General features: G+C 72.3%; 21 protein-coding genes, 1 tRNA gene and 1 pseudogene. 12 read left to right on the forward strand and 11 right to left on the reverse strand.

Features of this window, described 5'->3' with window-relative positions:
- Positions 1-8: 8 nt before the first annotated feature.
- The 3 genes from AC3EU2_RS04825 to AC3EU2_RS04835 are packed head-to-tail and all read left to right on the forward strand — an operon-like array spanning position 9 to position 2,280.
- Positions 9-1,208: a glycoside hydrolase family 15 protein gene (locus AC3EU2_RS04825; protein ID WP_488178586.1), complete on the forward strand. Its 1,200-nt coding sequence runs from the start codon at positions 9-11 to the stop codon at positions 1,206-1,208.
- A complete protein-coding gene (locus tag AC3EU2_RS04830; protein ID WP_488178587.1) occupies positions 1,205-1,621 on the forward strand; it encodes a thioesterase family protein in 417 nt (138 codons plus the stop codon). The genes AC3EU2_RS04825 and AC3EU2_RS04830 overlap by 4 nt, the downstream gene beginning before the upstream one ends.
- Positions 1,618-2,280 carry a lysophospholipid acyltransferase family protein gene (locus AC3EU2_RS04835; protein ID WP_488178588.1) on the forward strand — a complete coding sequence of 221 codons (663 nt, stop codon included), beginning with the start codon at positions 1,618-1,620 and terminating at the stop codon, positions 2,278-2,280. The genes AC3EU2_RS04830 and AC3EU2_RS04835 overlap by 4 nt, the downstream gene beginning before the upstream one ends.
- Positions 2,281-2,506: 226 nt before the next feature.
- Here the strand turns inward: AC3EU2_RS04835 and AC3EU2_RS04840 are convergent, their stop codons facing one another.
- The gene (locus tag AC3EU2_RS04840; RefSeq protein ID WP_488178589.1) at positions 2,507-2,731 is read right to left on the reverse strand and encodes a hypothetical protein; all 225 of its coding nucleotides are present in this window, start codon (positions 2,729-2,731) and stop codon (positions 2,507-2,509) included.
- Between the two features lie 359 nt (positions 2,732-3,090).
- On the opposite strand from AC3EU2_RS04840, the pseudogene AC3EU2_RS04845 reads away from it, so the two are divergent.
- Positions 3,091-3,336: pseudogene (locus AC3EU2_RS04845) on the forward strand (tyrosine-type recombinase/integrase); the annotation flags it as partial.
- Between the two features lie 178 nt (positions 3,337-3,514).
- Here AC3EU2_RS04845 and AC3EU2_RS04850 read toward each other — a convergent pair.
- The 5 genes from AC3EU2_RS04850 to AC3EU2_RS04870 all read right to left on the reverse strand — a co-directional run bounded on the left by AC3EU2_RS04850 (position 3,515) and on the right by AC3EU2_RS04870 (position 7,889).
- Positions 3,515-3,591: transfer RNA gene (locus AC3EU2_RS04850), tRNA-Thr, on the reverse strand.
- Between the two features lie 94 nt (positions 3,592-3,685).
- Positions 3,686-5,230, reverse strand: a complete 1,545-nt coding sequence (locus AC3EU2_RS04855; RefSeq protein ID WP_488178590.1) for an alpha/beta hydrolase — start codon at positions 5,228-5,230, stop codon at positions 3,686-3,688.
- Positions 5,231-5,277: 47 nt separating this feature from the next.
- The gene (locus AC3EU2_RS04860; protein WP_488178591.1) at positions 5,278-6,417 is read right to left on the reverse strand and encodes a DNA polymerase III subunit delta'; all 1,140 of its coding nucleotides are present in this window, start codon (positions 6,415-6,417) and stop codon (positions 5,278-5,280) included.
- Positions 6,414-7,043, reverse strand: a complete 630-nt coding sequence (gene tmk, locus AC3EU2_RS04865; protein ID WP_488178592.1) for a dTMP kinase — start codon at positions 7,041-7,043, stop codon at positions 6,414-6,416. Before tmk ends, AC3EU2_RS04860 begins: the two co-directional genes overlap by 4 nt.
- 36 nt (positions 7,044-7,079) lie before the next feature.
- Positions 7,080-7,889, reverse strand: a complete 810-nt coding sequence (locus AC3EU2_RS04870; protein WP_488178593.1) for a MerR family transcriptional regulator — start codon at positions 7,887-7,889, stop codon at positions 7,080-7,082.
- A 159-nt stretch (positions 7,890-8,048) separates the two neighbouring features.
- Between AC3EU2_RS04870 and topA the strand changes: the two genes are divergently transcribed.
- The 3 genes from topA (at position 8,049) to AC3EU2_RS04885 (ending at position 13,069) form a co-directional block, all read left to right on the forward strand.
- Positions 8,049-10,871: a type I DNA topoisomerase gene (topA, locus tag AC3EU2_RS04875; protein ID WP_488178594.1), complete on the forward strand. Its 2,823-nt coding sequence runs from the start codon at positions 8,049-8,051 to the stop codon at positions 10,869-10,871.
- Between the two features lie 164 nt (positions 10,872-11,035).
- Positions 11,036-11,488: an SCP2 sterol-binding domain-containing protein gene (locus tag AC3EU2_RS04880; protein ID WP_488178595.1), complete on the forward strand. Its 453-nt coding sequence runs from the start codon at positions 11,036-11,038 to the stop codon at positions 11,486-11,488.
- A 3-nt stretch (positions 11,489-11,491) separates the two neighbouring features.
- On the forward strand, positions 11,492-13,069 hold the full coding sequence (locus AC3EU2_RS04885; RefSeq protein WP_488178596.1) for an AMP-binding protein: 1,578 nt from the start codon (positions 11,492-11,494) through the stop codon (positions 13,067-13,069).
- 90 nt (positions 13,070-13,159) lie between these two features.
- Here AC3EU2_RS04885 and AC3EU2_RS04890 read toward each other — a convergent pair whose 3' ends face one another.
- Together AC3EU2_RS04890 and AC3EU2_RS04895 are read right to left on the reverse strand one after the other, a co-directional pair.
- Complete coding sequence (locus tag AC3EU2_RS04890) at positions 13,160-13,981, reverse strand: ABC transporter permease (RefSeq protein ID WP_488178597.1); 822 nt, start codon at positions 13,979-13,981, stop codon at positions 13,160-13,162.
- On the reverse strand, positions 13,978-14,874 hold the full coding sequence (locus AC3EU2_RS04895) for an ABC transporter ATP-binding protein (protein ID WP_488178598.1): 897 nt from the start codon (positions 14,872-14,874) through the stop codon (positions 13,978-13,980). Before AC3EU2_RS04895 ends, AC3EU2_RS04890 begins: the two co-directional genes overlap by 4 nt.
- 160 nt (positions 14,875-15,034) lie before the next feature.
- Here AC3EU2_RS04895 and AC3EU2_RS04900 point away from each other — a divergent pair, with 160 nt between their 5' ends.
- From AC3EU2_RS04900 to AC3EU2_RS04920, 5 genes are all read left to right on the forward strand, one after another.
- The gene (locus AC3EU2_RS04900) at positions 15,035-16,216 is read left to right on the forward strand and encodes a sensor histidine kinase (RefSeq protein ID WP_488178599.1); all 1,182 of its coding nucleotides are present in this window, start codon (positions 15,035-15,037) and stop codon (positions 16,214-16,216) included.
- Entirely contained in the window at positions 16,195-16,881 is a 687-nt protein-coding gene (locus AC3EU2_RS04905; RefSeq protein WP_488178600.1) for a response regulator transcription factor, read from the forward strand. The genes AC3EU2_RS04900 and AC3EU2_RS04905 overlap by 22 nt, the downstream gene beginning before the upstream one ends.
- On the forward strand, positions 16,868-18,853 hold the full coding sequence (locus tag AC3EU2_RS04910; protein WP_488178601.1) for a diacylglycerol kinase family protein: 1,986 nt from the start codon (positions 16,868-16,870) through the stop codon (positions 18,851-18,853). Before AC3EU2_RS04905 ends, AC3EU2_RS04910 begins: the two co-directional genes overlap by 14 nt.
- A 93-nt stretch (positions 18,854-18,946) precedes the next feature.
- Positions 18,947-19,933: an NHL repeat-containing protein gene (locus AC3EU2_RS04915; RefSeq protein ID WP_488178602.1), complete on the forward strand. Its 987-nt coding sequence runs from the start codon at positions 18,947-18,949 to the stop codon at positions 19,931-19,933.
- 40 nt (positions 19,934-19,973) lie between these two features.
- A complete protein-coding gene (locus AC3EU2_RS04920; RefSeq protein ID WP_488178603.1) occupies positions 19,974-20,762 on the forward strand; it encodes a dioxygenase family protein in 789 nt (262 codons plus the stop codon).
- Positions 20,763-20,835: 73 nt separating this feature from the next.
- Here AC3EU2_RS04920 and AC3EU2_RS04925 read toward each other — a convergent pair whose 3' ends face one another.
- The 3 genes from AC3EU2_RS04925 to AC3EU2_RS04935 form a co-directional block, all read right to left on the reverse strand.
- Complete coding sequence (locus AC3EU2_RS04925; protein ID WP_488178604.1) at positions 20,836-21,126, reverse strand: hypothetical protein; 291 nt, start codon at positions 21,124-21,126, stop codon at positions 20,836-20,838.
- Between the two features lie 12 nt (positions 21,127-21,138).
- The gene (locus AC3EU2_RS04930) at positions 21,139-22,902 is read right to left on the reverse strand and encodes a sodium:solute symporter family protein (RefSeq protein ID WP_488178605.1); all 1,764 of its coding nucleotides are present in this window, start codon (positions 22,900-22,902) and stop codon (positions 21,139-21,141) included.
- Positions 22,903-23,006: 104 nt separating this feature from the next.
- Positions 23,007-23,489, reverse strand: a complete 483-nt coding sequence (locus AC3EU2_RS04935) for a MarR family winged helix-turn-helix transcriptional regulator (protein WP_488179441.1) — start codon at positions 23,487-23,489, stop codon at positions 23,007-23,009.
- Positions 23,490-23,526 lie beyond the last annotated feature (37 nt).

Genomic DNA, 23,526 nt, shown 5'->3' on the forward strand with positions numbered 1-23,526 from the left:
GTGGTGACGTGCGCCGTGCGGTGCGGGTGCTCGTGACGGCGCTGTGCTGCACCCTGCTCGTCGCCTGCGGCTCACGGCCCTCGGGCGAGCGGATCTGGGCCGAGCCGCAGCTCGCGACCCCGCCGCAGTACCGCCTGAGTGACGGCGACCCTCGGGGTGCGTCGCTCGTGCGGGCGGCCCGAGAGTGGGTGGCGCTCGGGAGCGTGCCGGGTGCCGGCACGGAGTGGGAGTCGATGAGCCGATGGGCCCTCATGGACCTCCACCAGGCGATGAGCGGCATCAGCGCCGGTCGGGCGCCCGCGGCGGGTGCGGCCGGCTCCTGGGACTACTTCTGGCCCCGCGACGGGGCGTTCATCGCCCTCGCCCTCGACCGCACCGGGCACTCGGGCGAGGCCAGGGCCATCGTCGACTTCATCGCCGGGCTGCCCTTCGACGCCAAGGAGGGTTTCGACGCGCGCTACCTCCTCGACGGGAACCGCGTCGTCGTCGACCCCCGCGGCCCACAGTCCGACGGTTGCGGGTGGGTCCTGTGGGCCCTGGGCTCGCTGTCCTCCGCGGCGCTGCCGGCGTCCGCGGACGAGCTGAGGTCGCGGTGCCTGACGAACCTGCTGCGGCTCACGTGGAGCGGCTGGCGGCTGCCGCCGCCCTCCCCGGACTACTGGGAGCTGTGGGTGTCGGACACCTCCCTGGGGACGGTGGCCCCGATGGTCGCGGGCCTGCGGGCGACCGCCGACCGCGGTCCGTCCGCCGAGCGCTGGGCGGCGGGGCAGGCGGCCCGGCGGCTCACCGACAAGGTCTTCGCCAGGATGGGTCCGGAGCTGGAGCGCTTCGGCGACCGCGGCGGTCTCGACGCGGCGATCGCGATGATGATGCCGCCGTTCGGGCCCGACGACCCCAGGACGACGAAGCCGTGGTTGGCCTACCAGCGCGAGGCCATGAGGCCCTCCGGTGGGCTCGCCCCCGGTGTCGAGTGGAAGCAGGACGGGACGTCGTGGACGCCCGAGACGGCTCTCGTGGCGTACTCGGCCGCGGCGGTGGACCGTGACGAGACCGCCGAGCACTGGCTGGAGTGGCTGGACGCGCACCGCACGCCGTGGGGGTCGCTGCCGGAGAAGGTCAACCGGTCCGGGCAACCCGCCGGCCCCGCTCCCCTGCTCTGGACCGCGGCCCTGGTGCTGCTCACCCTCGACGAGCTGGAGGACGCGTGAGCACCCCGGGTGCCGCAGGCGCTTCGGACGGTGCGGGCGCTGCGGGGTCGGTCCCGGTCGAGCTGAGCTTCACCGTGACCGTGGACGACACGGCGCAGGCGCTCGGCTCGGGCAGCCTGCCCGTGCTCGCCACGCCCCGGCTGCTCGCCTGGTGTGAGCGGGCGACCTGCCTCTCGGTCGAGCCCCTCCTGCGCGAGGGTCGCACGAGCGTCGGCACCCGCGTCGAGCTCCAGCACGTCGCCGCCTCCCCGGTCGGGGCCGAGGTCGTCGTGACGTCGGACCCGTCGTACGCGGACGGGCGGCTCCAGCGCTTCCGGGTGAGCGGCCGGCACACGGACGGCAAGGTCGTGGCGACCGGGGAGATCACCCGGGTCGTCGTCGACGTCGACCGTTTCCTCGACAGGCTCGCGTGACCACCCCACGGCAGCACGTGCGGAACGCCGCCGGGTTCGCGCTGGTGTGGGTCGTGGCCACGGTGGCGCACCGGGTGCGGTTCCGGACCGCGGGGTCGGTCCCGTCGACCGGACCGGTCATCGTCGTCGCGAACCACCTCACGATGACCGACCCCTTGGCGGTGGCGCGAGTCGTCATCGGGCACCGTCGCTTCCCGCACTTCCTCGCGATGCAGGAGGTCTTCGCGTGGCCGGGTGTCGGGGCGCTGGCCCGGGCGACCGGGCAGATCCCGGTGGCGCGCGGGTCGGCATCCGCCGCACAGGCCCTCGACCGCGCCTCGGAGCGGCTCGCCAAGGGCCAGCTCGTCGCGCTCTACCCGGAGGGGCGGCTGACGACCGAGCCCGACCAGATGCCCGGGCCGGCACGCACCGGTGCGGCCCGGCTGGCGCTGCGCCACCCCGAGGCGCCCGTCGTCCCCGTCGGCACGTGGGGCCCGCAACAGGGCACCGAGCACATCTGGCATCGCCACTCCGCCTGCCTGTCCGTGGGTCCGCCGGTGGACCTCGCGGCGTGGGCTGGTCGCACCGACGAGAGCGCCGCTCGCGAGGCCACCGACGTGATCATGGCGGCCATCCGCGAGCAGATCGCCGAGGCCCAGCGGATGTGGCACGCGCGCTGACCGCAAAGCGCCGGGGATGAGGCGCCCGGGTTTCCCGTGCCGTCGACGGGGTACCTGCCATGACATCGGTCACGCGGCGGAGCACTGGAGAGCGCGCCTGCCGAAGATGGCCGGATCGGGACGCCCCCACCTCCCAACGATGGGGGCGTTTCGCCGCCTCGGCTCGTCTGACCTCCCGGTGCCGCGTCGTCACCCTGGTGCGGGCGGCGTCACCTTGGCGGCGACGTCAGTCGCCGCCGTCGTCCGGGTGCGTCACACGCGCCTGGTTCCGCGACACGGCCAGGCCCGCAGCGCCGGCCGCGCCCAGGACCACCAGTCCGGCGCCAACGCGCCACCACATGCGTTCACCGGTCATCAGGGCGGCGATGACGCAGACGACGGCCCCGAACAGGCCGTACCCTGCGGCCAGCCACAGCACCCCGAGGACGAGGCGGCGGGGCGTGTCGGTCATCGTGGCTGCCCCATCGGTCCAGCATGCAGCAGCAGGCGGACGCCGCGCGGGGGAACGCAGAGAACCGGGCCGGACCGGGGTTGGCGCAGGGGAACAGCCCGAGCACCCGTCCGGGGCGGTCGTGTCGTCGAGCAGGCGTCTCACCGCGGCGCGCGACATCAGCAGGGCGATGACGAGCAGCGTCACGGGAACGAAGCCAACCAGGCTGACCGAACCACCCCTGTGGATCGTTCGGCAACTGGCATCCGAGACGGCAACCAGGGGACAAGCTGGCCGCTCGACCGGCACGAGCGTCGCGGCGAGCCACTCACCGGTGGGGGCACGCTGCCTGGGCGAGGGACACCTCGAAGACCGGCCGGGTGCGCACCGTCCCGCTCCCCCAGCGCGCCGCGGTCATCACCCATCGCATCGACGGCAAGACCGCCGCCGACTGCATCTTCACCACCCCCGCCGGCGGACCACTGAGCGAGTGGAACCAACAGCGCTCCGTCGCCTTGGTCACAGCGACCGAGGCCGTCGGTCGCCCGGGTTTGCGCGTCCACGACCTGCGCCACCCGGCGGCCTCGCTGTGGCTCGCGTCGGGCGCGGACCCGAAGGTCGTCCAGCGCGTCCTCGGCCACGCGTCCGCTGCGATGACCATGGACCTCTACAGCCACCTCATCGACCAGAACCTCTGGGACGCCGCCGACCGGATGGGAGGCACACCGGGGCACCGGACCCGGACCGGGACATGCAGAAGGCCCCCGGGAGCGATGTCCCGAGGGCCTGACCTGCGGTGTTGCGTGGAGCCGCTTATCGGAATCGAACCGATGACCTATTCATTACGAGTGAATCGCTCTGGCCGACTGAGCTAAAGCGGCGTGGTGCGCGAACCGGTGGGTCGAGCACGCCGCACGAGTATACGAAAGACCCCACCGCAACGCGAAACCGGCGCTCGGCCGCGCCGGCCGCGGCTCAGCAGGTCAGGCCGTCCTTCGGGACGGTGCCCTCGAGGTAGAACTCGTCGATCGGCTCGTCCACGCACTGGTTGGACCGCATGTACGCCGTGTGCCCGTCGCCCTCGTACGTGATGAGGGAGCTCTGGGCGAGCTGGTCGTGCAGCCGGACCGACCACTCGTAGGGCGTCGCCGGGTCGCGCGTGGTGCCGACGACGACGATCGGGTCGGCGCCCTCGGCGGTGACCTTCGCCGGCGGCTGCGACGAGCGCTCGGTCTCCACCGGCCACGAGCCGCAGGGGAGGGAGGACCACACGAGGAACGGCCCCCACGTCGGCGCCTCCGCCGTCGACGCCTCGGCGGCGGCCGCACGCGTCGCGACGTCGTCGGACTCCGGCTTGTCGAGGCAGTTCACCGCGTAGATGACCTCCATGATGTTGCCGCCGTAGCCACCCCCGGCCTGGCGGTCGGCATACCTGTTGGCCAGGCCCATGAGCTCGCCGCCGTTGCCGTCGAGCGCGTCGCGCATCGCCTCGACGAGCGCGTCCCACATGCCCTCGTCGTACATCGCGGACGCGATCCCGAGGATCGCCCAGCCCTCGGTGAGACGGGGGACGGCGCGGTCGTCGGTCCCCGACAGGGGCCGGTCGTCCACCCGGCCGAGGAAGTCGCGCAGCCCGGACATGACGTCGTCGACGGAGCCGCCGAGCGGGCAGCCACCCTTGTCGACGCAGAACTGCGCCCACGCCCGGGTCGCGGTCTCGAACCCCTTGGCCTGCCCGAGGTTGACCTCCTGCGAGGTGAGGTCGGGGGCGACGACGCCGTCGAGGACGAAACGCCCGACGAGCTGGGGGAACAGGTCGGCGTACGTCGCTCCGAGGTAGGTGCCGTAGGACTTGCCGAGGTAGTTGAGCGTGTCCTCACCGAGCGCCGCACGCAGCACGTCCATGTCCTTGGCCGCGTCCACTGTCGACACGTGCCCGAGCAGCGGTCCGGCGGTGGCGCCGCACTTCTGAGCGAAGGACGCGGCGTTGGCCGAGAACGCCTCCTCCTCACCCGCGTCGTCCGGCGTCGGGTCGAAGCCGAGGAAGGAGTCGAGCTCGGCGTCGCTCACACAGTCGATGGGCGCGGACCGGCCCACGCCGCGCGGGTCGAAGCCGACGATGTCGTAGCGCTGCCGCACCCCGGCGCCCACGATGAAGTCCGCGCCGCTGGCGTAGTCGACACCCGAGCCGCCGGGGCCGCCGGGGTTGACGACAAGGGCCCCCAGCCGCTGGGACTGGCGGCGTGCCGGAACCCGCAGGACCTCGACCTCGATCGTGTCGCCTTCGGGTGCTGCGTAGTTGAGCGGCACCTCGAGCTTTGCGCACTGGCCGCCCGAGCACTTCTCCCACTGCAGCTGCTGCTCGTAGAAGGCGTCCATGCCCTCCATGCCGGCAGGGGGCTTCTGCGGCGACCACGAGGGCGCCGGCGCCTCCGGGGCGAAGAGGTCCTCGACGGTGCTGCAGCCCGAGGCCAGCAGGGCGACCGAGACGAGGGCAGCGGTGAAGGAGGCACGACGCATGGGGAGACCCTACGTTCCCGACCTCGACGCGATCACGAACGCGGAGGTCAGCGGGGCAGCCGCAGGTCGAGTGCCATCGCCTCGAGGGCGAGCAGCGGCTGGACGTTGGCTGCGATCCGCTCCCGCGCCGTGCCGATCGCGTCCATGGCGACGAGGACCCGCTCCGACGACAGCACCTGGGCCACCTGCTGGACCACGGAGCGCGAGTCCTCGTTGACCAGGGCCGTCGGGACGCCCATCTGCAGGACGAGCGCGTCGCGGTAGACCGAGAGCAGGTCCACGAGCGCCCGGTCGACCATGTCGCGCGAGAAGCGGGTGGCCCGGGCCTTCTGCTCCTTCTCGAGCGAGGACACCTGGGAGCGGATGTGGGGCGGCTGCGTGCGCGCCGACGGGTCGGCGCCGAGGATCTCCATGAGGCGGGCCTTCTCGGCGGCGTCGCGCTCGGCCGAGGACGCCTGCGACTCCTCGGTCGCGATCGTCGACAGGTCCGAGGCCGCGTCGATGGCGTCACCGACGGTCCGGATCTTGGAGGCGAGCGAGATGACGTCGCGACGGCGGATCCGGGCGTGCTCGTCGCGAGCCAGCCGGCGGGCGAGGCCGACGTGCGACTGGGCCGCGCGGGCGGCATACATCGCCATCGGCGGGTCGACGCCGTCGCGCCGTACGAGCAGGTCGGCCACCGCCTCGACCGAGGGCGTGCGCAGGCGCACCTGCCGCGAGCGCGAGCGGATGGTGATGATGACGTCCTCGACAGAGGGCGCGCAGAGCATCCAGACCGTCCTCGGCACCGGCTCCTCGAGCGCCTTGAGCAGGGCGTCGGCAGCGCGCTCGGTGAGCCGGTCGGCGTCCTCGATGATGATGACCCGGAAGCGGCCGACCGAGGGCCGGTGGGCCGCGAGGGCGACGAGGTCGCGGGCCTGGTCGACCTTGATCGACAGGCCCTCGGTTGCGATGACGTCGACGTCGGCGTGGGTCCCGTCGGCCGCGGTCCGGCACTCCCGGCACTCGCCGCAGCCGCCGCTGGGGCACTGCAGCGCCGCCGCGAAGGCCCGGGCGGCCACCGATCGGCCGGACCCGGGCGGGCCGGTGAGCAGCCAGGCGTGCGTCATCGCCGCGGGGTCGGAGACGGCGCGCGACAGGGTCGCGACCGCCGCGTCCTGGCCGATGACGTCACGCCAGACCGTCACGGCGAGCCGACCTCGACGAGCCCCGAGGCGACGAGCCGTCCGAGGACCGCCTCGTGGATGGCCTCGGGCGACGCCGTCCCGTCGACGACGAGGTAGCGCTCCGGCGACCCCTGCGCCATCGCGAGGAAGTGCTGGCGGACCGTGTCGTGGAAGGTGTCACCCTCCGACTCGAGCCGGTCGTGGACCTCGCCGCGACGGCGGCGGCCCTCCTCGCTCGGCACGTCGACGACGACGGTGAGGTCCGGCACGAGCGAGCCGACCGCCCACATCTGGAGATCGTGGACCTCGACGGCGCCGAGGTCGCGTCCGGACCCCTGGTAGGCGACCGACGAGTCGGTGTAGCGGTCGGTGACGACGACCGCGCCCCGGTCCATCGCCGGACGGATGAGCTGGTCGACGTGGTGCGCCTTGTCGGCGGCGAAGAGCAGGGCCTCGGCGCGGGGCGAGACGTGGTCGCCGTGGAGGACGAGGTCGCGGATGGCGGCCCCGAGCGGCGTGCCCCCCGGCTGGCGGGTGACGACGACCTCGCGCCCCAGCGCCCCGAGGGCCTCGGCGAGCAGGCGCACCTGGGTCGACTTGCCCGCGCCGTCGCCGCCCTCGAAGGCGATGAAGAGTCCGTCCGTCACGCGCCCGAGCCTAGGCGAGCCCGAGGACACGCCCGCTCACGCGTGACGGTCGGCGTTCGCGTGGATCGCGTCCCTGACGTATGCCGCGAGGCCCGGTGCGAGGTCCTCGTACGTCGCCGTGAACCGCGGGTCGGCGACGTACATGTCGGCGAGCCCGCGGTGGAACTCGTGGGTGAGGTCGTAGAACCACGTCTGGATCTGGGCCCGATGGGCCTCGGCGGCATCCATCGCCTCGGGTGAGGACGCCGGCCTCCCGGCCTGCAGCGCCGTGACGAACGCCGCGTTCACGGCGTCGCCCTCCGCCTTGATCCGCTCCCAGTCGGCCGGGGTGTAGCGCTTCGTGCGGGCGGCGGACTGCGTCCACGCGTCCGTCTCGCCCCAGCGCTCCTCCGCCTCGGCGCGGTACCCGTCGTCGAAGCCGTCCCCGAAGATCTGCTTGAGCTCCTCTGAGGTGGCGGGTGTCACGTTCATCTCTCTCTCCAGTCTGGCGTCGATGGCGTCGACGAGCCGGTGCAGCTCGTCGACCTTCTCCATGACCGCGTCCCGCTGGCGGTGCAGGTGCTCGGCCGCCGAACCGTCGCCGCGCAGCAGCGAGGCGACCTCGTCGAGGGAGAGCCCGAGGCGGCGGTAGGTGACGACCGTCGCGAGCCGCTCGAGGTCGCTCCGCGTGTAGAGGCGGTAGCCGGCGGGCGTGCGCTCCGACGGGCTGAGCAGGCCGACCTCGTCGTAGTGGTGCAGGGTGCGCACCGTGACGCCGTAGGTCCGGGACACCTGCCCGACCGTGAGCATCTCGTCCATGTCGACAGTGTCCCGCGCCCTCGCGAGCGCCGTTCCCGATGCGGTCATGGACCCACCGTGCCGCCTCCCGTCGCGTGAGGGTCAAGCCCGGGCCGCGACGTATGCCGTTTCCTCCCGCGGGCGGGCCACCTGTACCGTCACTGGCGTTCCCTCGTCGGAGCAGCGACGAATCCGCTGCACGAGGTGACAGAACAGGATCGATGCCCCATGAGCCCCACCACCTCAGCAGGGACGGGCCGCAAGCTCGTCATCGTCGAGTCGCCCGCGAAGGCGAAGACCATCGCCGGCTACCTCGGACCCGACTGGGACGTCGAGGCGTCCGTCGGCCACATCCGCGACATCCCCACCCCCTCGGAGATGCCCGCCGAGATCAAGAAGGGCCCGTTCGGCCGCTTCGGGGTCGATGTCGACAACGACTTCGAGCCCTACTACGTCGTCGACGCCGACAAGAAGAAGAAGGTCGCCGAGCTCAAGCGGCTGCTCAAGGGCGCCGACGAGCTCTACCTCGCCACCGATGAGGACCGCGAGGGCGAGGCCATCGCCTGGCACCTGCTCGAGACCCTCAAGCCCAAGGTCCCCGTGAAGCGGATGGTCTTCCACGAGATCACCAAGGAGGCGATCCAGCGCGCCGCCGCCAACACGCGCGACCTCGACACGGCCCTCGTCGACGCCCAGGAGACCCGCCGCATCCTCGACCGCCTGTACGGCTACGAGGTGTCGCCGGTCCTGTGGCGCAAGGTCAAGGCCGGCCTGTCCGCCGGGCGCGTGCAGTCCGTCGCGACCCGCATCGTCGTCGAGCGCGAGCGCGAGCGGATGGCCTTCCGCTCCGCCAACTACTGGGACGTCGAGGGCGAGTTCACGCCCGACGCCGCCTCGTCCGCCTTCACCGCGCGCCTCTCCTCCGTCGACGGGCGCCGCGTCGCGACCGGTCGCGACTTCGGTGACGACGGCCGGCTCAAGGGTGAGGTCGCCCACCTCGACGAGGCCGCGGCGACGGGCATCGCGCAGGCCGTCATGGCCGCCGACGTCAGCGTCGTCTCGGTCAGCGAGAAGCCGTACACCCGCCGCCCGAGCGCGCCGTTCACGACGAGCACCCTGCAGCAGGAGGCCTCGCGCAAGCTCCGCCTCTCGAGCAAGAACGCCATGCGCGTCGCGCAGCGCCTGTACGAGAACGGCTACATCACCTACATGCGTACCGACAGCACCGCGCTGTCCCAGTCCGCGCTCACCGCCGCGCGCCAGCAGGCCCGCGACCTCTACGGCGGCGACTACGTCCCCGACGCCCCGCGCAACTACGCCAAGAAGGTCAAAAACGCCCAGGAGGCGCACGAGGCGATCCGCCCCGCCGGCGACCGCTTCCGCACCCCGGCACAGGTCGCCGGCGAGCTGCGCGGCGACGAGTTCGCCCTCTACGAGCTGATCTGGAAGCGCACCATCGCCTCGCAGATGGCCGACGCCAAGGGCTCGACCGCGACCGTCCGTCTCGGCGCGACCCTCGACAGCGGGGCCCCGGCCGAGCGCGTGGAGTTCAGCGCGAGCGGGACGGTCATCACCTTCCGAGGCTTCCTCGCGGCATACGAGGAGGGCCGGGACGAGCAGCGCGACGCAAGCTCCGACGAGGAGCGCCGCCTGCCCCGCCTGGGTGAGGGCACCGCCCTCGAGACGCTCCGCGCCGAGGCCGACGGGCACGACACCTCGCCGCCCGCGCGCTACACCGAGGCCACGCTCGTCAAGGCGATGGAGGAGAAGGGCATCGGCCGCCCATCGACCTACGCCTCGACGATCGGCACGATCCAGGACCGCGGCTACGTCTCGAACCGCGGCAACGCGCTCGTCCCGTCGTGGCTCGCCTTCGCCGTCACGCGGCTCATGGAGGAGCACTTCACCCGCCTGGTCGACTACGACTTCACCGCGTCGATGGAGGAGGACCTCGACCAGATCGCCGCCGGCGACGAGCAGCGTGCCGCCTGGCTCAAGCGCTTCTACTTCGGCGACGAGGCCCGCTCGCACGAGGGTCTGCGTGACCTCGTCGCGGACCTCGGCGACATCGACGCCCGCGCCATCTCCACGATCGAGATCGGCGACGGCATCGTCGTGCGCGTCGGTCGCTACGGCCCCTACGTCGAGGAGGTGGCCCCGGCCGGCGTCGACCCCGTGACCGGCGAGGTCTCCGAGGCGTATGCCGCGAGCTCGGCTTCCGAGTCCGGCTCAGCTGGCGACGGCGAAACCACGCCGCGCCGCGCCACGATCAACGACGACATCGCCCCGGACGAGATGACGCCGGCGAAGGCCCGCGAGCTGCTCGACGCCGCCGCCGACGACGGTCGCGTCCTCGGCCGGGACCCGGAGAACGGTCGGGACATCGTCGCCAAGGCGGGTCGCTACGGCCCGTACGTCACCGAGGTGCTTCCCGACGAGGTCGCCGCCCTCAAGGGCAAGGCCAAGGTCAAGCCGCGGACGGCGTCGCTGTTCGCCGACATGGACATCGCGACCATCGAGCTCGACACCGCCCTCAAGCTGCTCTCGCTCCCCCGCGTCGTCGGTGTCGTCACCCAGACCGTCACGAGTGAGGACGGCACCGAGAGTGCGAAGACGGTCGAGATCACCGCGCAGAACGGGCGCTACGGCCCCTACCTCAAGAAGGGCACCGACTCGCGCTCGCTCGAGTCCGAGCAGCAGCTGTTCGAGATCACGCTGGAGCAGGCCGAGGCGATCTACGCCCAGCCCAAGCAGCGTGGGCGGGCCGCCGCGAAGCCGCCGCTCAAGGAGTTCGGTCCGGACCCGGTGTCGGGCAAGCCGGTGGTCGTCAAGGACGGTCGCTTCGGCGAGTACGTCACCGACGGCGAGACCAACGCGACCCTGCGCCGCGACGACGACCTCGAGACGCTGAGCGAGGCCCGGGCCTTCGAGCTCCTCGCCGAGAAGCGCGCCAAGGGCCCGACGACCCGCAAGCGTGCCGTCAAGAAGACGACGAAGAAGGCGCCCGCGAAGAAGGCCGTCGCCAAGAAGGCCGCCGCGAAGAAGGCCTGAGCACCCGGTCCGACCCTCGAGGGTGCCAGACGCGCGACCTGCGCCTGTGGCACCCCCGAGGCGTCGATCAGCGCCCTCGCCGCCCGTGCCACGGGGTCACCTCCCTCTACTCGCGAGTAGGGTCGATTCTGATCCCACCGCCCCTCACCGAGGAGAACCTCACGATGACCGACATCGACCCCGCGACGCTGACGGCGATGAGCCCGGCCGACTTCCACCTGACCCTCAAGAAGCTCTCCGATAAGGAGAGCAACGCGCTGATGGGGGGCGAGCACCGCCAGGCCCTCCTCGACAAGATCTTCTCGGGGTTCCCGACGTTCTTCAACGCCGACAAGGCCAAGGGTGCTGCCGCCCGGGTGAACTGGCGCGTCACGGGCGCACCGGACGGCGGGAGCGACACCTACGCCGTCGTCGTCGGGGACGGCGCCTGCCACATCGAGAAGGACCCGACCGAGGAGCCGACGACCTCGATCATGCTCGGTCCGGCCGAGTTCGTGAAGCTCATCACCGGCTCCGGCAACCCGACGATGATGGTGATGATGGGCAAGGTCAAGGCCCGGGGCGACCTCAGCGCGGCGATGTCGTTCCCGAACTGGTTCGACACGCCCAAGCGCTGACCCGTGGCGTTGAACCCGCTCACCGTCTGGGCGGTGCTGGTCCGGCGCGGTCTGCTCGGGCCCGGCCTCCCGCACCGGCAGGTCGGCCAGCTGCTGGCCCTGCACCGGTGGGGTTTCGGCCTCTCCGGTGAGCTCCGTCAGGCGGCGAGCCGGGACCCCCAGCGGGTCGCGGTCCTCGACGAGGGCCGCGGCCCGGTCACCTACGCCGAGCTGCTCGCTCGCTCCGAGCAGGTCGCCGCGCTGCTGGGCGACCGGGGGTTCCGGCCTGGCCAGCGGGTCGGCCTGCTGGCCCGCAACCACGTGGGCGCGGTCGAGGTCATGTGCGGCGCCGCCGCCGCCGGCGTCGACCTCGTCCTGCTGAACACCGGCCTGTCCGCCACCCAGCTCGCACTCGTCGTCGAGCAGCAGTCGGTCGTCGGGCTCGTCCACGACGACGAGTTCGCGGCCGTCGTCGGCGGACTGTCCGAGGACGTCACCGTCATCGGCCACGCCGCTTGGGAGTCGGCGCTCGCCGCGGCGCCCCCGACGAACGGGGTCGCCCCACCCGCCCTGGGTGGTCGCACGATCATCCTCACCTCGGGGACGACCGGCGTCCCGAAGGGCGCCCCCCGTCGCGTGCCGAGCGGCTTCGGCCCGCTCGTGTCGATCATCGAGCGCATCCCCCTGCGGGTGCACGACCGGATCCTCGTCAGCGCCCCGATCTTCCACACGTGGGGGTACGGCGCGATGCAGCTCGGCTTCGCCCTGCGCGGCACGATCGTCCTGCGACGACGCTTCGACCCGCAGGACGCCAAGGACACGCTGGAGAAGGTGGACTGCCACGCGATGTTCGCCGTCCCCGTCATGCTCCAGCGGATGATGGAGCTGCCCGCCGACCCGGGCGGTCGGGGCCGGCGCGCGAACCTGCGGGTCGTCGCGACGTCGGGCAGCGCCCACCCCCACGGTTTCACCACGAGGTTCATGGACGAGTACGGCGACGTGCTCTACAACCTCTACGGCTCGACCGAGGCCTCGTGGGTCTGCATCGCGACCCCCGAGGACCTCGCGCGCGAACCCGACACCGCCGGAACCCCTCCGCTGGGCACGGTGGTCCGGATCCTCGACGGCGAGGGGCACGAGGTCGCATCGGGAGAGACTGGGCGGATCTTCTGCGGCAACGCCCTCGTCTTCGAGGGCTACACGTCAGGGGCGAACAAGGAGTTCGTCGACGGCCTGGTCTCGACCGGCGACATGGGCCACGAGCGGGACGGCCTCTACTTCGTCGACGGGCGCGACGACGACATGATCGTCAGCGGCGGCGAGAACGTCTACCCGGTCGAGGTGGAGTCGCTGCTCGTCGAGCACCCCGACGTGCGCGAGGTGTCCGTCGTCGGGGTCCCCGACCCGGAGTTCGGCCAGCGACTGGCGGCCTTCGTCGCCCTGCACGACGGAGCCCGGCTCACCGCCGACGAGGTCAGGGACCACGTGCGTGCGAACCGGGCACGCCACTGCGTCCCCCGTGAGGTGCACTTCGTCGACGCCCTCCCCCGCAACGAGACCGGCAAGGTCCTCGCCCGGGAGCTGCGCGACCGCCTCGTGTGACCCCGACTCATTGCGCATTCCGGTCGCTCCCCGCGGGCCGAAGGCCCTGCGGTGCGACCGGAATGCGCAATGAGTCGGTAGAGGGGCGGGCTACTTCACCTCGCGGTGAAGGACCCGCCAGGAGCCGACGGCCAGCGGCAGCAGCACCCACACCCCGAACGACGTCCCGAGCTGCCCCCAGTTCTCACCGGTCATGGTGCCGTTGAGCAGCGGCTCGGTGACCTGGTTGAGGTCGAGCCACCGGCTCGCGGTCTCGATCGACGACACGAGGCTGCTCGCGATGCTCCAGACGGTCGGGAGCACGAGCGAGGCGACGATGGCGATCGGGGTGTTGAGGAAGAGGAAGCCGAACGCGAGGCCTTGGAGCACGAAGATCGCGAACGCCAGGGTCACCCCCAGGGCGCTCTGCCAGGTGACGTCCCACGCCCCGCTGGCATCGCTCGTCGAGGCCCCGATGACGTTCGCGAGAGCGGCGGCGGCGAAGCCGGACGCCGTGACCACGAGCCCGAGGAGGAGGGAGGCGATGACCTTGGCGGTGATGACCCGTCCGCGGCGCGGCTCGAGGGTGAACGTCACGAGCCCGGTGCGCTGGCTCCACTCGGACGTCGCCGCCATGATGCCGAGGATCGGCAGCAGGACGAGGAGGGGGAACGACGCGAGCGCGAGCAGCGTCCCGAACGTCGCCTCCACCGCCGGACCCCAGACGAGGAAGACGGTGACGACGATCGCCGAGACCGCCGACATGATGATGAGCAGCCAGAGCCCGGCCTTGGTGTCGACCATCTTGCGCAGCTCGACGGTGACGAGCCGGGCCAGCGGCACGCCGGGGCGCCCGTCCGCTGCCGGCGCCGGGGCGGGCAGCCCGACCGGTCGCTTCGCGTGGGCGGGGGTGTGGGTCTCGGTGGCGGTCATGCGGCGGTCCCTTCGCGTGAGGTGGAGGCGGTGAGGCTCAGGAACATCTCCTCGAGCCCTTCGGAGCCTCCCGAGCGCAGCTCGAGCAGGACGATGCGCTCGTCGAGGGCGACCTGCCCGACGACGCCGGACTCGGCGTCGACGACGAGGCCGGCGGGCGTCTGGGTCACGGTGACGCCGGCCCGGTCGAGGGCGGCGTGCAGGCCCCGGTCGTCGGAGGAGCGGACCGTCGTGCCGCCCCGGCTGAGAAGCTCGTCCTTGGTGCCCCGGGCGACGATGCGCCCCCGGCCGATCATGACGAGGTCGTCGGCGATGACCTGGACCTCGTGGAGCAGGTGGCTCGAGAGCAGGACGGTGCCGCCGCCGTCGGCGAAGCCGCGCAGCAGTCCACGCATCCAGTGGATGCCCTGCGGGTCGAGCCCGTTGGCGGGCTCGTCGAGGATGAGCACCTCGGGCTGCCCCAGCAGCGCCGACGCGAGGCCGAGCCGCTGGCGCATGCCGAGCGAGTAGTTGCGGACCCGACGGCCGGTCTCCTCGTCGGTGAGGCCGACGAGCGCGAGCGCCTCGTCGACGCGTGAGCGCGGCACCCCGATCTGGATGGCGGCGAGCCGCAGCACCTCGCGGCCGGTGCGACCCGGGTGCTGGGCGGACGCGTCCAGCATGACGCCCACCTGCCGCCCCGGGGTGTGCAGGTCGCGGTACGCCTTCCCGAGGACCGTGGACCGGCCGCTCGTCGCCGGCGTGAGCCCGGTCATCATCCGCATGGCGGTGGACTTCCCGGCGCCGTTGGGCCCGAGGAAGCCGACCACGCTGCCCGGCCGCACCTCGAAGGAGATGTCGTCCACGGCGGTGAAGCTCCCGTAGCGTTTCGTGAGGTTCTCGACGGTGATCATGCTGGCCAGCCTGCCCGCCCACGTCCCGGACCACATCGGTCGTCGGTCCGGACGGCATACGACTTTGGTATGCCGGCCCACGCAGAGCGTGGACCCGCGCCCGCCTCCCGCAGCCGCAGGGCTGACGCGCCCCGCACGGTCTCGTGCCTAGGCTCGCCCCATGTCCGACTCCCCGGTGCGCGCCCACGGTCGTCTCGGCTCGCTGTGGCGCTACGCCCTCGCCGGGACGATCAGCCTCGTCGCGTGGGCGGTGACCGCGTTCGGTTTCGCCGAGGCCGAGATCAACGAGCAGCCGATCGTCGGCTGGTTCCTCGTCGGCGACACCCTGCTGGGCGTGGCGTCGTTCGTCCTCGTCCACTACCGGCACCGCGCACCGGCGCTCGTCGCCGTCCTCACCGCCGCGTTCTCGTCCGTGTCGGTGAGCAGTGCGGGGCCGGCGACCTGGATGGTCGGCTCGCTGACCTCGCGACACCGGTGGCAGCTGCTCTGGCTCGTCGTGCCCCTCAACGTCGCGGCCGGCGTGGTGCAGGAGCGCATCTACCCCGGCGAGGACGACCTGCCGGTCTGGGCCGCCATCCTCTTCGGCATCCTCGTCATCGCCGTCGTCGTCGCGGTCGGCTACGCGATGGGGTCGCAGCGCGACCTCATGACGTCACTGCGAGAGCGCGCCGACACCGCCGAGCGCGAGCAGCAGGCTCGGGTCGCCCGGGCGCAGACCGCCGAGCGCGCCCGGATCGCCCGCGAGATGCACGACGTCCTCGCGCACCGGATCTCGCTCGTCGCGATGCACGCGGGTGCCCTCGGCTACCGGACCGACCTCACCGCGGAGGAGCAGGGGACCGCCGCGAGGACGATCGAGGAGAACGCGCACCAGGCGCTCCGGGACCTGCGCGACGTCCTCGGGGTCCTGCGCGACCCGACCGCACCGGCCGACGCCCCGCCCGAGCTCCCCCAGCCGGTCATCGGCGACATCACCCGTCTCGTCGACGAGGAGCGGGCCGGCGGGATGCGGGTCACGCTCGAGAACACGCTGGTCGGCGAGCCGCCCGACGTCCGGGGGCGGACGGCATACCGGGTCGTCCAGGAGGCACTCACCAACGCGCGCAAGCACGCGGTGGGCACGGCGGTGACGGTCACCCTGGCCGGCAACGCCGACGACGGGTTGACGGTCCGGGTCCGCAACGCGGCACCGACCGGGTCGCGCCGGTCGGGATTGCCCGACTCGGGTCTGGGGCTGGTCGGCCTCCACGAGCGGGTGGCCCTCGCCGGAGGGCGGATCGAGCACGGGCCCGACACCACCGGCGGCTGGTCGCTCACGGCATGGATACCGTGGCGGGCGTGAGCGACCTCTCCCCGATCCGGCTGGCGCTGGTCGACGACGACCCGATGGTGCGCGCCGCCCTGCGCATGATGCTCGGTGGCGACTCGGGCATCGAGGTCGTCGGTGAGGCGACGAACGGCGAGGAGGCCCTCACCGTCGTTCCCAGCTCCGGTGCCGAGGTGGTCCTCATGGACATCCGTATGCCGGTGCGTGACGGTCTCAGCGCCACCGAGCTTCTCCTGCAACGCCATCCGCGCCTCAAGATCATCGTGCTGACGACGTTCGACACCGACGACATGGTGCTGTCGGCGCTGCGTCTGGGTGCCGCCGGGTTCATGCTCAAGGACACCCCACCGGCCCGGCTCGTCGAGGCCGTCCGGACGGTGGCCGCCGGACAGCCGATGCTCTCGCCGAGCGTGACCGCTCAGCTCATCGCGGCGGTCTCGCAGCCGCCGACGGTCGAGAGTGACCGGAGCCGGGCGGCCCTGGCGGCCCTGGACTCGCTCACCGACCGCGAGCGCGAGGTGGCTGTGGCGGTGGGTCGCGGCCTCAGCAACGCCGAGATCTCGGCCGAGCTGTTCATGAGCGTGCCTACGGTCAAGACCCACGTCGGGCGGCTCTTCACCAAGCTCGAGGTCGACAACCGCGTCCAGCTCGCGATCCTGGTCCACGATGCCGCCGGTTGAGGTCGTGGAGGACCGGTGCGGGGTGGTCGTGCATCCCGGCAAGGCCCGCAGCAGCGAGGCACTCGCCGCGGTGCGGCGCGCCACCCGTCGCCGGGGCTGGCCCGACCCGGTCGTCCGCGAGACGACGGTCGACTCCCCCGGCGCGGCCCAGGTGGGCGAGCTGCTCGAGGCGGGGGTCGACCGCCTCGTGGTCGTCGGCGGTGACGGGACCGTCCGGGAGGTCGCGGCGGCACTGTCGCGCTCGGGACCTGCGGCGGACCGGGTCGCCCTCGGCGTCGTCCCCACCGGCACAGCGAACCTCTGGGCGCGGACCATCGGCATCCACGGCCGCGGCGTCGACGAGACGGCGGACGTCGCGCTCGACGGGCCCACCCGGGACTGCGACCTCGCCTGGCTGACGACGACGCACGCGGACGGCAGCACCCGCACGCACGACGTCGCGGTCGTGGCGGGGGTGGGCATGGACGCGGAGGCCTTCGCCTCGGTCGAGGACGGCGAGAAGCACCGGCTCGGGTGGACGGCGTACTTCGCCGCGCTCGCGCGTCGGGCGACCGGTCGGCCGACGCGGCTGACCGCCCGGCTCGACGGTCGCGACTCCGGTCCGGAGGACGTGCGGACCGTGCTCGTCGGCAACTGTCGCGTGCTGCCCCTGGGCCTGCCGCTGATGCCGTCGGCGTCGATGACCGACGGCCGTCTCGACGTGCTCGTCGTCGCCCCGCGGTCGGTCCTCGGCTGGGCCGGCGTCGCCACGGGGATCCTCACCCGCCAGCGCGGACGCTGGACGGGCCTGCGCAGCCACCGCGCCCGGCACGTCGTCCTCGACCTCGAGGCACCGACCGCCGTCCACGTCGACGGGGACCCGGTGGGCGAGGCGGTGCGGCTCGAGCTGGGTGTCGTCCCCGGAGCGGTCCTCGTCCGGGCGCCGGCGGTGGCGTCGTCCGCGGGCGGCCCGCCGAGCATCAACCGGATCCTCGACGACCCCACCCCGGAGGCGCTGGCGCAGGCCCTGCGCCACCCCGGGCTCTGGCGGCTCGGCCACGCCCACGAGGTCGTCGTGCGCGAGGCGTTCCTCGCCCTCGAGGGGTCGGCCCTCACCCGCTTCAAGAGCCTGCTCAACTCCGGCCGGGACCACCGGGACCTCGAGCACCTCGTGTTCGACGTCGTCGACGACGAGGGCGTGCGGCGCGACATCCTCGACCACATCCGGGTGCAGGCCGCGGGCGTCGAGGTGCCCGACCTCCACGTCCTCAGCGACATCGACGACACGCTCAGGTGCGCCCTGCACGACACGAGGTACCCCCGCGGCACCGTCTATCCGGGCGTCATCGCGCTCTACCGCGCGCTCGACGCGGGCCACGCCGCCGACCCCGAGGCGCCGGGCGACCTCACCTTCGTCACCGCCCGGCCGATGGACGTGGCGGGCCTCATCGAGCAGCACACGCGGCGCGGCCTCGGCACGCTCGGGCTCCCGCCCCATGCCGTCCTGTCGGGGACGTTCGTCGGGCTGCGCAACCACGACTCCATGGCCGGCGCCAAGCTCGAGAACTTCCTGCGCTTCCGCGCGCTCATGCCGGAGACGCACGTCGTGTTCATCGGCGACAGCGGCCAGGGAGACGTCGAGGTGGGCCGGCGGATGCTCGCGGCGGACCCCGCCGCGGTGCGGCTGGTCCTCATCCACGACGTCGTCGCCACCCCGCCCTCGGAGCGGGACGCCCGGCGCGAGGAGGGGATCGTCCTCGTCGACACCCCCGTCGGCGGCGCCCTGGAGGCGTATGCCGCCGACCTCGTGTCGGCGTCCGGCCTGGCGGCCGTCGCCGCGTCGGCGAGGGACGAGCTGGCCGGGATCGCGTGGGAGAGCCCCGAGCAGGAGGCGGCGACCCGGGCCCTCGTGGAGCGGGACCTCGAGCGCGCGGCCGCGGTCGGTCCGGGCCCGACCTCGCCGGACGACGAGCGGCGCCGACCGGCTCGGTGACCGGCGGCTGACGCCATCACGGCCGGATGACCAGGCCCGGACCCGCCCGCCCGAGCCCTCGACAAACATTCAACGACCTGCACAGAATGGGGAATGGACACTTCTTCCGCTCCCACCCGCCGCCTCCTCCTCACCGGCGCGGCCGCGTCGATCGTCGCGTCCTCGCTCTCGCTCGCCTCCCCCGCCTCCGCCCGTCCCCGGCGAACCGTCCCGGCCCCCGAGACCGTCGCACTCCCCGACGGGATCCGACCCGAGGGCATCACGTCCGGACCGGGCACCCGCTTCTACGTCGGTTCCCTCGCGGACGGCCGCATCGTCGCCGGCGACCTGCTCACCGGTGCCTCGAGCACCCTGCTCGCCGGCAGCGCCGGACGCCAGCTCCGCGGCCTCTACTGGGACTCCCGGACCAACCTCGTCTGGGCCGCCGGCAACGTCGGCGAGGTCGGGTACGTCTGGGCGGTCGACGGCACGACCGGCGCGGTCGTCCAGACGACGCTCGTCGAGGGCGCGAAGTTCCTCAACGACCTCGTCGTCGTCGGCGACTCCGTGTGGGTCACCGACTCGCGGTTCACCCCGGACCGGCTGGTTCGGGTGCCACTCACCTCCACCGGCACACCGACCGGCGCCGCGGTGATCACCCGCCCGCTCGTGGGAGCCTGGCCCCAGGGTGACGGGGAGGCCATCAGCGCCAACGGGATCCGGGCGCTGCCCAACGGCTCCCTCATCCTCAACAACTCCTCGGCCGGAGGCCTGTGGCAGGTCGATCCCGGCTCCGGCGTCGCCACCGAGATCGCGGTCAGGGGCGGTCCCGGCATCACCGGGGGGGACGGCCTGGTGCTCGACGGATCCACGCTGTACAACGTGCGGGGTTCCGGCCAGAACGAGGTCTCCGTCCTCCGGCTCACCCGGGCCGGCTCGACGTGGACGGCAGCATGGCGCGGTGCTCGCTCCGACGAGACGCTCGACGTCCCCTCGACGGCCACGCTCGCCGGTGGGTGGCTCTGGGCGGTCAACGCTCGCTTCGGCGTCGCCTCGCCGGGCACCGCCTCCTACTGGGTCACCCGCCTCCCGGCCCGCTGACGCGGGGTCCACGACCCGGCTCCGGGCCTAGAGTCGGGTCGTGGACACCCGAACGCCCGTCATCTACCTCAGCCACGGCGCCCCACCGCTCGCCGACGACGACCGCTGGACCGGTGAGCTGTCCGCCTGGTCCGCCGAGCTCCCCCGGCCGTCGAGCATCCTCGTCGTGTCGGCCCACTGGGAGCAGGCGCCCGTCTCGGTGAGCTCCACCGAGTCCGGCACCCCCCTGCTCTACGACTTCTGGGGCTTCCCGCAGAAGTACTACGACGTGACGTATGCCGCTCCGCCCGCCCCGCAGCTGGCTCGCTCCGTGGCCGCGCACCTCGGCGACACCGGCGGCGGCCTGCACCAGGACCCGACCCGCGGGCTCGACCACGGCGCCTATGTGCCGCTCGTCGAGATGTTCCCCGAGGCCGACGTTCCGGTGCTCCAGCTGTCGATGCCGACCCTGGACCCGCAGGATCTCTTCGCCATCGGCACGCGGCTCGCGCCCCTGCGCGACGCGGGCACCCTCATCGTCGGGTCGGGCTTCACGACCCACAACCTGCGCTGGTTCAACCCGCGGGCCGGCGCCGACAGCGCGCCCCCGGCGGCGTCGTCGGAGTTCGACCACTGGGCGGCCGAGGCGGTCCAGGCCGGCGACGTCGACGCCATCCTCGACTTCATGGACAAGGCCCCGGCCGCGGCCGAGGCGCACCCGCGCACGGAGCACTGGGCGCCGCTGTTCGTCAGCCTCGGCGCGGCGCACGGCGGTGGCGGCATCGACGCCAGCAGCGTCATCGACGGGTTCTGGTTCGGCCTGTCGAAGCGGTCCTGGCAGTTCGCCTGACAACGCACGAACGCCCGAACGCACGAACGCCCCGTGCGCCGGCCGGACGGCATACGAGGCGTTCGTGCTCCGCTCAGTGGGACGAGCGCGGCTTCTTGCGGGGCGCCGGCCGGGTCGCGTCGTCGGTGACGGGCTCGACGTGGTCGGGGACCACAGTCGGGCGCACGCGGGCCCAGGTCATGAAACCCGCGGAGACGACGAGCAGGACCAGGCCCGTCCACAGGTTGGCGTTGACGCCGCCGGTCTTCTCGAGCTCCTTGTCGCCGAAGAGCCCCATGAGGGTGAGGATGATCCCGTAGAGCCCGAGCAGCATCCCGATGAAGTTGCGGATGTCGAACGCTCCGGCGGTCTTCTTGTCAGCCATGTCGCGCACCTCCTAGAAGGCGAAGTTGAGGATGAGGACCATGACACCCGCAAGGATCGCGAGCGGGATCGTGCGCTGGTACCAGGGGCGGGCCGCCTCGTCCGGGTCGACGAGGTCCTCCTTGGGCGTCTCCGAGTAGACGAGACCCTTGAGCTCGGAGGCCGGCTTGGGCGTCGTCACCATCGACACGGCGACCGACACGATGATGTCGACGACGAAGGCCGTCGACGCCGCGACGAAGCTCGCGCCCTGCCCGGCCAGCGGGATCACGCCCAGGCTCGCCGTGCCGAACGCGTCCTCGGACAGGAACGCCACCGCGACGGCCGACAGGGTCCCCGCGACGAGGCCGGCCCAACCGGCGGTCGGCGTCATCCGCTTCCAGAACATACCGAGGATGAAGGTCGCGAAGAGCGGGGCGTTGAAGAAGCCGAACAGCGTCTGGAGGTAGTCCATGATGTTGGAGAACCCGCCGGCGATCGACGCCGTGAAGATCGCGATGACCGTCGCCGCCACCGTCGCGAGACGGCCGATGCGCAGGTAGTAGTCGTCGCTGCGGTCCTTGCGGATGTAGCGCTCCCACAGGTCGTAGCTGAACACGGTGTTGAACGCCGAGATGTTGGCCGCCATGCCCGCCATGAACGCGGCGAGGAGTCCGGCGATGGCCAGCCCGAGGAGGCCGTTGGGGAGCACGTCACGCATGAGGAGGAGGAGGGCGTCGTTGTACTTGACCTCACCGCTCGCGCCGCCGGTCGGTGTGCCGCCCCCCTTGAGGTCGATCATCTCCTTGACGAGGACGGCGGCGACCATGCCGGGGAGGATGACGATGAACGGCACGAACATCTTGGGGAAGGCCCCGATGATCGGCGTCTTGCGCGCCGACGAGATCGAGTTCGAGGCCATGGCCCGCTGGACCTCGACGAAGTTCGTCGTCCAGTAACCGAACGAGAGCACGAAGCCGAGACCGAAGACGATGCCGATGACGGAGAGGATCCCGGAGTCGAAGCCGGTGAGCGCCTGGCCCGGCCAGGCGTTGAGCTGCTGGTCGGCCGAGGTCACCTCGGCCTCGGCGGGCGCGCGCTCAGCGGCCGCGGTGATCTTCTCCTGGAGGCCGCTCCAGCCACCGACGCGGTTGAGCCCGATGAGGGTCAGCGGCAGCAGGGAGGCGACGATGACGAAGAACTGGAGGACCTCGTTGTAGATCGCGGCCGAGAGCCCACCGAGCGTGATGTACGAGAGCACGATGATGGCGGCGACGACGAGCGCCACCCAGAGGGGCCAGCCGAGCAGCGCCTGGACGATGGACCCGAGGAGAAAGAGGTTGACACCGGCGATGAGCAGCTGGGCCACCGCGAAGCTGATGGCGTTGACGAGGTGGGCACCGGTGCCGAAGCGGCGGAACATGAACTCGGGGACCGAACGGACCTTCGAGCCGTAGTAGAACGGCATCATGACGATGCCGAGGAAGAGCATCGCCGGGATGGCGCCGACCCAGAAGTAGTGGACCGTCGGCAGGCCGTACTGAGCGCCGTTGGCCGACATGCCCATGATCTCGACGGCGCCGAGGTTGGCGGAGATGAAGGCCAGGCCGGTGACCCAGGCCGGCAGTGAGCGCCCGGACAGGAAGAAGTCGATGGAGTCCGAGACGGCGCGCCGGGCGGCCAGCCCGATCCCCATGACGAAGACGAAGTACAGGCCGACGATGAGGTAGTCGACGGCGTTCGCGTCGATGAGGGGCTCGGCAGCCGCCAGGGCTACCGGTGCGAGGGTCGATGACATCAGCGGCATCCTCCTGGTCGGTCGGCCCGCAGGCCCGAACTCGACCAACGTACAGCCGCAACCAACCCGAGCGCCCGACGAGCGCAGCCTGCTTGGAGAAGGCGCTACTCCGCGGTCGCCGCCGTGGGCGGTGGGAGCTCACGGGTGTCCCGGGGCGCGTCCCCCGTCGGGTCGACCTTGCCGAGGATGGCCTCGAGCGCGTCGGACAGGGCGTCGACCTGCCCACGCGAGAGCGGGTCGAGGACGAACTCGCGGACGGTGGCGACATGCCCCGGGGCCGCGTCGACCAGGGCGGCGTACCCCGCGTCGGTGAGGTGGGCGTTGCTGGCCCGCCGGTCCTCCGCCACCTCGGCCCGCTGGACGAGGCCGCGCTCCTCCAACCGGCGCACGACGTGCGACAGGCGCGGGAGGGTTGCGTTGGTCCGCAGCCCCAGGTGCGTCATGCGCAGGGTCCGCTCCGGGGCGTCGGACAGCATCGCGAGGACCTGGTACTCGTAGTGGGTGAGGCCCGAGTCCCTGCGCAGCTGGGAGTCGAGGATGCCAGGCAGCCGCTCGGCCACGGCGATGAGCCGCAGCCACGCCGTCATCTCGGACTGGTCGAGCCAGCGCACGTCATCGGTCCCG

The sequence above is a fragment of the Knoellia sp. B-D-2 genome (assembly GCF_057714695.1).